Raw genomic sequence first — 12,581 nt, forward strand, 5'->3', positions numbered from 1 at the left:
TCCCCGCCTAAATAGCTATCGACAACCGAGCGCTTGAAACTCTCGCTGTATTTGGACATGCAAAACCCCCGAAGGTTGTGTCCAACTTTCGGGGGTCAGTTCACAAACGGCGGGGCTTAATGCGTCCCGCTGGAGTCGGGACGGGGCAGGGAACGCCCAGCGCCGAATCTGGGGTGGCTGCGCCCGCGATTCAATGAGCCGTGTCTAATCCCCGAACAATTCTTGTTGAACCCGGCGCGTTGATCCACCCCCGGCAGTGCCGGGGATGGATGCTTCTCGTGCCGATTCCGCAAACCAGGTCATGGTTTTGAAATCATGACCTAATTGTTGCTGGCGACCGGTGCCACCAGCGACGTGATGCGGCGAATGCCAACGCGCCGGTTCTCGCGGTTCGGCGCCGACGTATTGACCTTCAGATACTCCTCGCCATAGCCCTGTGTCGTCAGGTTCTCCGGCGGGATGCCGAAGGCGTTGGTCAGCGCCTCCGCCACCGATTCCGCGCGGCGATCTGACAGGGCGAGGTTGGCTTCAGGCGAGCCGACGGCGTCGGTGTGACCTTCGATCAGGAAGGTCTCGGCCGGGTTCTTCTTCAACAACTTCTCCATTGCGGTGGCGACGCCCTCGAGCTTCTGCACCTCGGTGTCGGAGATCGAGGCCGAGCCGAATTCGAAGTTGAGCGTGTCGAGATCGACGCGCCGTGCGATGTCGCGCACGCGGGCCGAACGTTTGACCTCGTCGATCGAGTAGAGGCGCTGGACCTTCTCCACCGGTGGCTGTTCGAGGAAGGTGTAGTAGTCGTCCGGATCTTCGACATCCTCGGAGTCCAGAATGTACTCCTCGCGCGGGATTGTCAGCCGCATCGGCGGCAGATCATCGCCGGGATCGCGCCAGTCGCTGTCGTCCTCATAGTGCCGCTCATCGACATAGCTCAGCACATATTCGCGTCCATCCGGCGCAATGCGCGAACGCTGGATGACGTCGCCATAGCGGTTGCGGATGGTGACGATCTGGACACCGTTGTCACGCTCGACGATTTCCCGGGTGCGATTGCCCGAGAGATCCTCATAATAGACGTTCCTGGCGCCGCGGGTCATGCGCGGGGCGTCATTGCTCTCGACGAACGTCTGGTTGTTGAACTGCAGGATGACGCGGTCGCCGAGTTCCCTGACGACGTCGACGCCTTTCGGACGCCGGCGGTCGCGGACGTTCTCATCGGGTGCACGCTCTACGCGTGTGCCCTTTTCCTCGGTCACCGGCGCGATCTTCTCGGGCTTGATCTCCTGCTGTGCGGCCCTGTCGTCGGTGGGGGGCGGGCCTTGGTCGATGGGAGCAGCCACCGGCTTGCGGCCCTGATCGCCACCTTGCTGGGCATTTTGCCCGCCATTCTGCTGCTCGCCATCCTGGGGGACGATCTTGTCGCCCTGCTTGCGGCCGCCTCTGCGCTCGGCGTCCTTCTGGCTGTCCAGGATGGGAGCGGCGTTTGGATCGGCCGGTGCTTCGCCTTGCACCGGGCTTTCGCCCTGTACCGGTGCTGCCGTCTGACCATTGGCCGGTTGTTCGCCGGTGGCTGGCTGCTCGGCTGTGGCCGGCTGCTCGCCAACAGGTTTCCTGACACGCTTCTTCGTCGTGTCCTGGGGCTGCTCGCCCTGGGCCGCGGGCTGTTCGCCGGCAGGGGCCGTCGCCTCTCCAGCGGGAGCCTCCTTCGGTGCCGGGGCGACTTCAGGTTGGGCCTGCTGGTCCTGCCTGTTCTTCTTGCGCGGCTTGGCCTGCTCGCCGGGCTGATTGTCGTTGGCCGGTTCCGCCTGGCCGGCCGGCGCCTGCTCGGTTTGCTGCTGGTCGCGTTTCTTCCTGCGCGGCTGCTGTTCCTCGGCTGGAGCGGCCTGTTCGGCCGGCGCCTGCTCGGTCTGCTGCTGCTGGTCGCGCTTCTTCCTGCGCGGCTGCTGTTCCTCGGCGGGTGCTGCCTGTTCGGCCGGCGCCTGCTCGGTCTGCTGCTGCTGGTCGCGCTTCTTCCGGCGTGGCTGCTGCTCCTCGGCGGGCTGCTCGCTCTGGGCAGGCGCGGCCTGCTGTTCAGGCTCGGCCTTCTTGCGTTCGCGCTTCTGTTCGGGTTCCGCCTGCTGCTTTTGTGCGCAGGCTTCGGCCGCTTCGCCTTCGGCGCATGCTGCTTGCGCCAGGATGAATGGGGCTGCCGTGCGCTGGGCAAGGCCGGACGCGACACTTCCCTGAAGCGGGAACGCGCCCAACGGCGCGGATGCCATCAACAGGCCAAGTGCCGTGCCTGCCAGAATCCGTGGTTGGCGTTTCATCGAAATTCTCCTTGTGGGGTCCCATCCTTGCCGAAACCGATCTTGTGCCGATTGGTTCCAGTCTGGCACGGATAGAGGCCGTACGGGGCGATTGACCGACCTTTTGAAGGCAACTTCATGTCATTCACCTGGCGATAGCCGCAATTGCGACCATTGCCGCGCTTGACCTTGCCCGCGGCTGGGGCCACATCCCGGAAATGGAAACGCCATTCTGGAAAACCAAGGCGCTGGAGGCGATGAGCCCGGCCGAGTGGGAATCACTGTGCGACGGCTGCGGCAAATGCTGCCTGTCAAAGCTTGAGGACGAGGACACTGGCGAGATCTACTGGACCAGCGTCGGCTGTCGGCTGTTCGACGCCGAGACCTGCCGCTGTTCGGACTATGCCAATCGGCTGGCGCGCGTTCCCGACTGCGTCGGGCTGACGCCGCAGAATGTGCGAACCATCAGCTGGCTGCCCAGCACCTGCGCCTATCGGCTGGTGGCCGAAGGCCGCGACCTCTACTGGTGGCACCGGCTGGTGTCGGGCAGCGCCGAGACCGTGCATGAAGCCGGCATCTCGATGCGCGGCCGGGTCAAGGCGAGCGAAACCGATCTTGCCGAGCCGGAAGACTATTTTGACTATGTGCTGGACGAGGAGCCGTAGGACCAGCGACGGTGAGCAGGAGCCTCCCGTTCGAATGCATTCGGCCAATCAGCGGGGTCGGAACCGGGGCGTCGAGTCAGACGTTCTGGCCTTCACCAAGGGCTGGGGACGACGGCAAATGGCCGGAACTTTCCTTCTTCCCGCCATATGAACCGGAGATGAACGGCAGGTTCGTAAAGAGTTCAGATAGGCAAGCGCATTCTCCCCCTCATCGGTTCACAAGGGGGCGAAGGCCCGCAAAAGGAGAGAAGACGATGTTCAACACGATCAAGACGGCAGCCCTTTCGGCCCTGGTCGGTCTCGGCACGCTGGCGGCTGTTCCCGCTCACGCCGACAGCCTTTACCTCGGCTTCGGCAACAACAACGACCCGCGTTTCGGCGTCTATACCGGTGACGACGGTTATCGCCATCGCCGTGACGAGCGCCGTGGCGACTGGCGCCGTGGCTGCTCGCCGGACCGCGCCCTCGACAAGGCCGAACGCATGGGTCTGCGCCGTGCCCGCATCGTCGACGTCAGCCGTCGTACGGTGAAGGTGATGGGCCGCCAGGACGGCGACCGCGTCGTCGTCGTGTTCGCCAATGAGCGCGGCTGCCCCGTCATCTATCGCTAAGGCCGGCTTTGGCGGATCATAGAGGCATGATCGTCTGCGAGGATCAGCCGGGAGACACGACCTTCAGTGAAGGTCGGTCTGGCAGCATGATCTCCTACGAAGATCAGCCGGGACTAGCCGAGCCCCTTTCCGTTTGAAGGGTGTGGCTCGAAAAAACCCCGCGGGAGCAATCCCGCGGGGTTTTTCATGCACGCTATTGGCTGATGATTGCCGTGGTCAGGCTCAGCCACGGATCGTCAGAGCCGCCTACTTCAGTTCGAAGGTGACGGTGACCTGCACATTGTAGGCGTTCTCACCGGCTTGCACCGGAGCCGCAGCACCGGCCGCGGCGTCGAAGGCCTTGGCGTTGATCGGCATTGGCGTCGGCGCCATGTTCTGATCGGTGATCTCGAGCACGCGACCGAGGCTGACGCCGGCGGCCTGGGCCAGCGTCTTGGCCTTGGCCATGGCGTTGGCGACCGCCTTCTTGCGCGCCTCGGTGACCGTGGCCGCCGGGTTGTCATTGGTGAAGGCGATGCCGCCGCCCTGGTTGACGCCGAGCGACACTGCCTTGTCGAGGATCTCGCCGGTCTTGTCGACATCGCGCACCCGCACCGAAAGCGTGTTGGTCACCTGATAGGCGACGAGTTCGGCTTCCTGGCTGCCGTCCGGCTTGTTGGTGTAGTTGTAGCGCGGGTTGATCTGGATGCCGGCGGTCTGCAGGTCGCGGTCCTGGATGCCGGCCGACTTCATCGCCGCGATCACGGCGGCCATGGCGTCATTGTTGGCATCGAGCGCCGCGCGCGCGGTCTTGGCCTCGCGCATGACGCTCAGCGTCAGGACCGCCAGATCAGGCGCTACGGTTGCTTCGCCTTCGCCTGACACGATGATGCGGGGTGGCGTCGGCAAATCGGTGGCTCCAGCCATCGCCGGAAAAGCGATTGCAGCGGCGAGCGCGAGAGGCAAAAGGTGTCTGGTCATGAAAATCTCCTTGGTCTGCGATCAAGTCGCAGAGGTCGCGTAGAGCGCGATTATGGGTTGATTTGGGCGATCTCCGTAAGCCCGTCGGGAAAGCCTTGTGCCGCGACGGGAAAAACATTAATCCAGCCGGCGTGGGGCCTGTAGCTCAATGGTTAGAGCCGGCGGCTCATAACCGCTTGGTTGGGGGTTCGAGTCCCTCCGGGCCCACCATCCAGTCCCCTCGTTTTTCGGGGTTTCGACCGTCTCAGAATACCTCCGACATTTCCGTGGGTTAGCGCCGAGTAGTGGGCAACACTTGGCTGAGACGCCGCGGTAAACGCAAAACACCCGACTTTTAGTCGTCCGTCTCTGTCGGGCGAATTCCGTAGCCAAGTGTTTGCCAAAGCGATGGTCGACTGGTCAGCGAGATGCTCGCCGGATGGTTAGAAGCCCAGGAGTGCAGCCTGGTCAGTCCAAGTAAGGGGGAGGTCCGACAATCGGGACAGCCGGTGCGCCGTTAGTTCAACAGGTTGATCACCTGCAACGATGTTGGCCGCAATTTTTGGAACGAGGAAAGCGAAGGGCAATAGGCGGCTGACCTCGGATGTATCGGTGCCGTTGAGCATGGCAACGTCGGTAAGGCTGCGACCGACTCCGTCTGTAAGTTGGCCGAGATATAGGTGGGCGCGGCGCAGAAGGTTGATCAAGGCGGCATCGGGTGCCCGGTTGATATTGGATCCGTTGGTAAGCACGATCCGCGTTTCGACGCCGCGACGCTTCATTCCGATTGGACATTCGATGGAAGTTACTTGGGCGCTATCGTTGGGTGGCAGCTTTCGGTCGAGAAGCAATTCCGATAGCGAGCGGCGATCCAGTTCGATGGTCAATAAACCAAGCTTGAGGGTGATCCTGTGAACGATCTTTTGGAGGAGAGATCGCTTCGCATCCGTAGTGCCTGAAGCCCAACACGACCGCATCTCGTCAACTCGCCGCATCGCTGCCTGGATTTCGCCAGAGTCTGCCCATTGCCGAATCCAATGAGACAGTTGGGCTTGATCACTGAGAATCCGATTGAGGCGATGCTCAACAACTGACTCAAGTGCGGGTGCCGGAAGACGCCAGCCCTCGGAACCTTTCCTGCGCTCATCGACGAACTGCTTTGAGACATAGTATCGGTAGCGAACACCTTGCTTATTGGCATGAACCGATCGCAATTTCTCGCCCGCTTCATCAAAGAGCAGACCGGTGAGCAAATGGGCTTGCGTGACATTGGACTCGCTTCGCCGCCGCGGCGCCTGAGAGGCAAGTAGTGCCTGGGCCTCGTCGAACGTGGCAGACGTGACAATTGGCTTGTGCTCTCCATCGTAGACCTGATCCTTGTGCCTGATCTTGCCGACGTAGACCGGGTTCGAAAGCAGGTGGTAGAGGTTGCCGCGACCAAACGGCATGGTAACTGCAACTGATCCGTCTATGAGGTGTCGCGATCGTGTGGAAACCCCGTCGCTCGCAGCCTCATCGACAAGGTCGCGCACTGACCTCAGGGTGAGATAGCGGGCGAACAGGTGTCTGACTGTTTGTGCCTCGGTTTCGTCAATCACCAGCTTGCGGTACTCGACACGATAGCCCAGGGGCACCACGCCACCCATCCACATGCCTTTCTTCTTCGAGGCCGCGATCTTGTCGCGGATACGCTCTGCTGTAACCTCTCGCTCGAACTGGGCGAAGGACAAGAGCACGTTGAGCGTGAGCCTGCCCATTGAGGTTGTGGTGTTGAACTGCTGCGTGACCGAGACAAACGAGACGGAGCTGGCATCGAAGATCTCGACGATCTTGCAAAAATCCATCAGCGAACGGGTGAGGCGGTCGATCTTGTAGACGACCACCACATCGACCTCTTTGTCCCGGATGTCCTGTAGGAGACGCTGCAGGGCAGGGCGCTCCATCGTGCCGCCCGAAATCCCGCCGTCATCGTAGTGGCTTGGCATCAACTTCCAGCCAAGACCGACCTGCGATGCGATGAAGGCCGCGCACGCTTCGCGCTGGGCATCGAGCGAATTGAATTCCTGCTCCAATCCCTCTTCGGTCGATTTGCGAGTGTAGATCGCGCAGTTGAGGCGAGGGATTGCTGTCATAGGCCAAAGAACCTCGGGCCAGACCAATGGGCGCCGGTAATGCGGCGGGCGACGGCCGACAGCGATCCGTACGTCTTGCCATCGAGCACGAAGCCGTCATAGACCACTTCGATAACGTGCATCCGGCCATTCCATTCCCGCACCAGACGGGAGCCGATTCTTGGCGGAAGGGATCGTGGCGGCGACGTTAGTGCCTTATCCGATGACGCTGCTCGGACCGACGGAACACCGTCCTCGCGATCCGGTCCAGTATTGCTCGGTTGGACAGCCTTTACGTTGGACTGGCGCGCGTTGCCTGCTCCGAGTGTTTTCTTGACGGTCGAAGGTAAACCACCCAATCGCTTGGCCTGGAGATGCCAGGCGGCCGACCGTTCAAGCAACCCACGTTTGACCCCTTTGGGCGGCGGGCAGCCATAGGCCTTTTTCCATGCTGCCGTGAGTTCATCACGCGTGAGACCGCCAATCCCGGCGATCTCACTATCCAGATCCTGTCTTTTGCGCATCTAGGTCAACCGGCGGTCTTCGCCTCGGCAATGCGGTACCGCCTTTGTCCGTCCTTGCCGGTGTCGCTGAGCAGTTCGTGGCCAAGCTTCTTCTTGACGGTACCGGAGAGGAAACCCCGCACCGAATGCGCCTGCCATCCCGTCGCATCCATCAGGGTTTGGATTGTAGCGCCTTTGGCCGACTTCAGCTTCTTGAGGACGATGTCGGTTTTGGTAGGCGCTGCGGGCGCTTCGTCCTTTGCCTTCTTGACCGTCACCGCGACGGTCACCACGGACTTCTCGCGCGGCTTCCGGGTTGGGGTGCTGTCGTCGACGCTGGGTGCCGTATCGGCGGCTTCCGCATTGTCGGCCTTCATAGTGGTGTTGTTAAAGATAGACATTTCAAATCTCCATCAGTTAGAAGCCCGGACCATTCCGGCGCTTGTACTGACCGAAGCCCGCTGTCTTGGCGGGCTGGAGATTCTGCTCGTTGTTAATCCATTGTTCTTCTGCTGCGCTGGCAACACCAATGCTTCGTTGCCGTATGAAGTCCAGTCGAATATCGCTGCCTTCGAGGGCTTAGACCACACCAGTGGACCTTCCCACGACGTGTCGATGCTCCCAAGTCCATCTGGCATTTGAAAAGTTAGGAAATCGCGATGAAATGACAGCGATCCGCAATGAACCGCAGATCTTCAATTCTTCGGAAATAAGTCAAATATAGAAAGGGCATTGCCTAGGCTGTCTTAATATCGGAGGAAGGGCAAATGGAAATCGCGGAAGCCTCTCTTACAGCCGAAGATGACAAGGGGAATGGCGATCCAGGGTCTACGCTAAGGGCCAGCCCTCTCCGCATCGGAATCTCTACGCGCGCTCTTTTTGATCTGGAGGAGGAACATCGCGTATTCGAGAACTACGGCGTCAAGTCGTATGCGGCCATGCAACTCGAACGCGAGGACGTGATCCTCCGCAGGGGTGCTGGCTTTGAGGTAGTCGAGCGGTTACTCGCGCTGAACGATCCTGAGGCTGCTCCGTATGTTGAAGTGATCCTTCTGTCCCAGAACTCGCCCGACCTCTCTCTCCGAGCGTTCAAGTCGATCGATCATTATGGGCTTGTCGTCAAGACAGGCAGTTTTACTAGCGGGCGGTCACTCGCTCCTTTTGTTCCTGCTTGGGGCATTGACCTATTTCTCTCAAACGCGGACACGGATGTAAAAGGAGCGGTGGACGGCGGAGCAGCCGCTGCTCGGCTTGGCTTGGCGCCCAAGGATCGTGCCGAAACACCCCAGGGCGAGGTCCGGGTCGCGTTCGACGGCGATGCTGTAGTGTTTGGCCCCGAGTCCGACGCAATCTACAAAGAAAAGGGCCTGGAGGCTTTCCTTGCGCATGAGACCGCGAACGCGAGCAATCCGATGGCGCGCGGCCCGTTTGGCAATTTTCTTCACAAGTTATCGGCATTGCGCCGAGTTTTCCTTAATGAGGGCAACGTGAGTAAGGTCCGCATCGCACTTGTCACTGCCCGGAACGCCCCTGCGCATGAGCGCGTAATTCGGACGCTGAGAGCGTGGGGAACACCAGCTGACGAGGCGCACTTCGTAGGCAGCCGTGAGAAAGCACCCATCCTGAAGGCGCTCGGGGCCCACATTTTCTTTGATGATCAAGAGAAGCACGTTTTAGGCGCGGCGGCAGTGGTTCCTGCCGGCCATGTTCCCGGACCTCACGATCCGGCTGCGCCGGTAATCCCGGCCGGCTGATTCTTCAGGATTAGATCTCGTTCGCTTTGACTGAGCGTCCGAACGTGACGGCATGCGATCTGGGCATAGTGGAAGCCGAACGGCGGCTTTGCGCCCAATGGCAGTCATTCGTACGGTCCCGTCCATTCACCAAAAGCGGACCATGGGGCGGAAGTATAGGTGAGCATTCCGTGCCGGCGAGCGCCGCCAACTGCGTGCGACTGCCCTGTAAGCCGGAGGTCAGAGCGTCTTGCTCATAAGCAGGATAGGAACCGGAGCCCCGCCACGCTCGTCGAAGAATTTCTTGACGGATTGGTACCCGCAGGCGCGATACAGTGGCTCTCCGGCCGCGGTAGCTGCCAGCTCAGCACGGGCGAAGCCCTCGGCCTTGGCGGCACGCTCACAAAGCGCAAGGATCAAGTGGCCGACCCCCCGCCGGACAAAGTCCGGATGGGTGTACATGGCTCTGATGCGTGCTGCGTCCTTGGCAGGATCAAGCAGCGCTGCATCACGTCCAGGCGACTGATCTCCACCATACATCGTTGCGCGCCGGCTCCAACCGCCGCAACCTGCCAAAACGCCGTTGTGCTCCACGAGGAAGTAAGTGCCGTCGTCGACAAGTTGTGTATCCAGCCCCATGATGGCCCGGCTGGATTGGATCTGAGCGTCATCTAGAAAGGGCTTCTGGAGTTCAGAGATCGCCGCGTCCATGAGCGTAATCAGGGCCGGGAGATCCTCCCGTTGTGCTTTCCGGTGCCGAAAGTCTTCACTTGCCATGTTCAAGTCTCGATTTGACGAATTTCGTTCAGGCAGAAGAGACCAAATATTCGCTGCTGCGGCAGCCTCGAGACGCTATCCACTGCGGCCCCGACGGCATAGCCGTGACAGTCATTCTGGCAGCCCCGCCATGCGATAGCCTTCCACGATATGCCGTCGGACGTCCTCGGCCGGGAAAGGCTGCGAAGCTGACCAATGCCTGATTGTGAAGTGCGGATTGCTTATCATGAACATTTCCGCCTCCCAGCGCGCCTCCTCCAAACGGCCAAGTTGCGCAAGGCTTGCTGCAAGCAGGCGTCGTGAAGTCGTGCGATAAGTTTCGGGTCTCCGCAACGTTTGAACCGCGGATTCGTAGTCGCCGATGGCATACTGAGCCTGGCCCAACATCCAGTAGTACCAACCGGGCGGGTGAGGGTTGAGCCGCAGCGCCTTGCGCACCTGCTCTATGGCTTCGGCAGGCCGGCCGTTTTCCGTCGTCAGTTCAGCTTGCATTGCCCATGCGTCGGCGTGGTTGGGATCCAGCTTGTGGGCGGCGGCGAATTCGGCATCCGATTCCGCCCAGCGACCCTCATGTCCTAGTATAACGCCCAATACCCATCGGTTCCCAGCGTCATTCGGGTCGAGTTCGACCGCCTGCTGTGCTTCGGCAAGCGCACTTGTGCGATTGGGGTCCATCGGTTCGTCCCAGAACTCCCAGCCCAGCCAGAGGTTGAGTGCCAGCCAACGATGCGCCTCCGCATATTCCGGATCGAGCGCAATTGCCCGGTTCAGCAGGAAAATGGCTTCTTTCGCGGTGAGTGCCGTTTGCAGGCCCAAGGCCCGTGCACGCACACATAAATCATAGGCCTCCAGGTTCTTCGGTCTGTTGCGCCCCGGCGCGGCGGTCAGACGGCCCACCAGAGCCTCGACAATCTTGCCGGTCACCTCGTCCTGAACAGCGAAGATATCTTCAAGGCTTCGGTCGAATCTTTCGGCCCAAAGGTGGTCGCCCCCGATCGCATCGATCAATTGAGCGTTGATACGCACCCGTCCAGCTGCCCGCCGTGCACTACCCTCAAGAAGATGGCGCACTCCCAGTTCTCGCGCGATGCGACGCACATCCATATGCCTGCCCTTGTATGCAAAAGCCGAGTTGCTGGCGATGACAAACAACTCGCTGTTCCTCGACAGATCCGTGATCAGGTCTTCGGTGAGGCCGTCGACAAAAGCCTCCTGCTCCGGATCGTTGCTCATGTTCGTAAAGGGAAGGACGGCGATGGAGGGCTTGCCGGGGAGCGGCAGCGGCGCTTTCTCTGCCGGTCCGCCACTTTCAGATGAGGCCGATAACCGAATCCGGTAAACAGATACCGGTTCGGCAACGTTCTTGATCGCTTGCGGACCGAGTTCGTCGAAGTCGCATTCAAGCTTTCGCTTGACTTGATCGTAGACGCTGCCGGAGACGCAGATATCTCCGGCCCCGGCCATTGCCTGAAGCCGCACTGCGACAACAACGCCATCGCCGAACAGATCGCCGTCCTCGACAACGACATCGCCCAGATTGATGCCGATATGCAGGTTGATTTGTCGGTCGAACGCCAAACCCTCGTTCGCGGCCATCATCCGCTTCTGGAGTTCGACGGCGCATGACACCGCGTTCACTGCGCTTCCGAACTCGACTAGGACGCCATCACCCATCACTTTTACGACACGGCCGTGACGGTCGCGGACCAGTGGTTCCAGGATCTCCTTCCGCCTCCTCTTTAACGCGTTCAATGTTCCTTGCTCGTCCAGGTCCAGAAGTCGGCTGTAGCCCACCACGTCGGCGGCCAATATGGCGGCAAGACGGCGTTGGGCGCGTTCTTCGGCCATTTCGCTTTGCTTTCATTGAAAGCAGAAAAATGGGATTGTATGACGTCTATTTCAAAAGTCTATCAGGCTGACTTTGAAGCTCGATCGGCAAGCCGCTACATGGGGTGATCGCGTCACGTCGGTCGATCATTCACTTTCTTGTTTACGCGGTCGCGAGGACGATACCTCAAAGACGGAGGGGCCTCAGCCGAGCCCGCATTGTGTCGTTTCGGAACCGGGTGGACCAATCAATTTAGGGTCATGTTGAATAAAATGCAGAGTGGAACTCAACGCCGACCTGTGCCAGGGTCCCGCCTCATCACAACCAGTCCAAAGAGAAGATCGCCCCCTTTCACCACTCTTTCCTTCGCGGCGCCCAACGGCAGGCCGTGGCCCGCCCGTTCAGTCATGCGCTCCGGATTGCGGCGCGGCCAATTTAACGGTCGATGTAATCCCCCGTTTACCGCTCTGGAGTGCGTGGCGGCACCTGATCTAGGAGTGCGATCTCATCGGTCGCTGCTGGCAGTTCGCCCCTTGGCGTCAGCTTGTCGACCGCCTCGGGCAAGTCTTTAGTGATCCGGGCAATCAACTCATCGCGCGACAGACCAGTTTGCATCGAAAGCGCAGTGAGAGTGTCCTCGTCAATTGCCGTCTCCACGTCCTTCGGGTCGATCGGTTCGTTGGGTCCGGTACTAACCCACGAATCGACCTTCGATCCCGCTCCTGCATTTCTGAAGCGGTCGAGGATGTCCCCAAACGCGGTCCCGGAGACGCCCTTGGACAGCTGATCCAAGAGCCCGCCTTGTGTGTTGTTTGGATCTCGATTTCCCGCGCCGCGGATCAAGTCACCGATCTTATCGCGATTTTGGTAAGCAAGAATGCCAAGCATCGCGACAGCCAGTCTTCCCAGATTTGCCATTGGTTTCCTCCTTAGCTAACAGGAAGAAGGCTTCGAGGCTCGCAAGGTTCCGCCTGCTGGAGTTAATAGACCTCTGGAACACGCTCAGCCTTCTCCTCCCGGAATTCTGCAGCGAAGCGCGCCGCAAGTTTTCCTCGCCGCGCCAGTGCTTCACACGGCAATCAACCCTGGGGTTTTAAGCGGCGCAATGATAAGGAGGAGGGAGCGGAACCTG

At 60.4% G+C, this 12,581-nt stretch carries 11 protein-coding genes and 1 tRNA gene; 4 read left to right on the forward strand and 8 right to left on the reverse strand.

Translation table 11 applies throughout. The features are described 5' to 3' along the window. Positions 1-320: 320 nt before the first annotated feature. Entirely contained in the window at positions 321-2,303 is a 1,983-nt protein-coding gene (locus tag NKK51_RS26230; protein ID WP_352555072.1) for an OmpA family protein, read from the reverse strand. Between the two features lie 197 nt (positions 2,304-2,500). On the opposite strand from NKK51_RS26230, the gene NKK51_RS26235 reads away from it, so the two are divergent. Beyond that, positions 2,501-2,947, forward strand: a complete 447-nt coding sequence (locus NKK51_RS26235; RefSeq protein WP_013530173.1) for a YcgN family cysteine cluster protein — start codon at positions 2,501-2,503, stop codon at positions 2,945-2,947. A 254-nt stretch (positions 2,948-3,201) separates the two neighbouring features. Next, positions 3,202-3,558 (forward strand): hypothetical protein, encoded by a 357-nt coding sequence (locus NKK51_RS26240; RefSeq protein ID WP_023809642.1) that lies wholly within the window; start codon positions 3,202-3,204, stop codon positions 3,556-3,558. 246 nt (positions 3,559-3,804) lie between these two features. On the opposite strand, the gene NKK51_RS26245 is transcribed toward NKK51_RS26240, so the two are convergent. Beyond that, positions 3,805-4,518 (reverse strand): SIMPL domain-containing protein, encoded by a 714-nt coding sequence (locus NKK51_RS26245; protein ID WP_352555073.1) that lies wholly within the window; start codon positions 4,516-4,518, stop codon positions 3,805-3,807. Between the two features lie 134 nt (positions 4,519-4,652). Here NKK51_RS26245 and NKK51_RS26250 point away from each other — a divergent pair. After that, positions 4,653-4,728: transfer RNA gene (locus tag NKK51_RS26250), tRNA-Ile, on the forward strand. A 212-nt stretch (positions 4,729-4,940) separates the two neighbouring features. Here NKK51_RS26250 and NKK51_RS26255 read toward each other — a convergent pair. From NKK51_RS26255 to NKK51_RS26265, 3 genes are read right to left on the reverse strand one after another with little or no spacing between them, the layout of a single operon-like run. After that, positions 4,941-6,629 (reverse strand): recombinase family protein, encoded by a 1,689-nt coding sequence (locus NKK51_RS26255; RefSeq protein WP_352555074.1) that lies wholly within the window; start codon positions 6,627-6,629, stop codon positions 4,941-4,943. Further along, on the reverse strand, positions 6,626-7,132 hold the full coding sequence (locus NKK51_RS26260; protein WP_032908834.1) for a DUF2924 domain-containing protein: 507 nt from the start codon (positions 7,130-7,132) through the stop codon (positions 6,626-6,628). Before NKK51_RS26260 ends, NKK51_RS26255 begins: the two co-directional genes overlap by 4 nt. A gap of 5 nt (positions 7,133-7,137) precedes the next feature. Beyond that, positions 7,138-7,512, reverse strand: a complete 375-nt coding sequence (locus tag NKK51_RS26265) for a DUF3489 domain-containing protein (protein WP_245273115.1) — start codon at positions 7,510-7,512, stop codon at positions 7,138-7,140. 366 nt (positions 7,513-7,878) lie between these two features. On the opposite strand from NKK51_RS26265, the gene NKK51_RS26270 reads away from it, so the two are divergent. Continuing rightward, complete coding sequence (locus NKK51_RS26270) at positions 7,879-8,865, forward strand: 5'-nucleotidase (RefSeq protein ID WP_081734773.1); 987 nt, start codon at positions 7,879-7,881, stop codon at positions 8,863-8,865. A 219-nt stretch (positions 8,866-9,084) separates the two neighbouring features. Here NKK51_RS26270 and NKK51_RS26275 read toward each other — a convergent pair whose 3' ends face one another. The 3 genes from NKK51_RS26275 to NKK51_RS26285 all read right to left on the reverse strand — a co-directional run bounded on the left by NKK51_RS26275 (position 9,085) and on the right by NKK51_RS26285 (position 12,367). Continuing rightward, the gene (locus NKK51_RS26275) at positions 9,085-9,621 is read right to left on the reverse strand and encodes a GNAT family N-acetyltransferase (protein ID WP_023809638.1); all 537 of its coding nucleotides are present in this window, start codon (positions 9,619-9,621) and stop codon (positions 9,085-9,087) included. 111 nt (positions 9,622-9,732) lie between these two features. Then, positions 9,733-11,469, reverse strand: a complete 1,737-nt coding sequence (locus tag NKK51_RS26280; protein WP_023809637.1) for an adenylate/guanylate cyclase domain-containing protein — start codon at positions 11,467-11,469, stop codon at positions 9,733-9,735. 439 nt (positions 11,470-11,908) lie between these two features. Next, on the reverse strand, positions 11,909-12,367 hold the full coding sequence (locus tag NKK51_RS26285) for a YidB family protein (RefSeq protein ID WP_023809636.1): 459 nt from the start codon (positions 12,365-12,367) through the stop codon (positions 11,909-11,911). Positions 12,368-12,581: the final 214 nt, after the last annotated feature.

The organism is Mesorhizobium sp. M0011 (assembly GCF_040324155.1).
Taxonomy (GTDB): Bacteria; Pseudomonadota; Alphaproteobacteria; order Rhizobiales; family Rhizobiaceae; genus Mesorhizobium.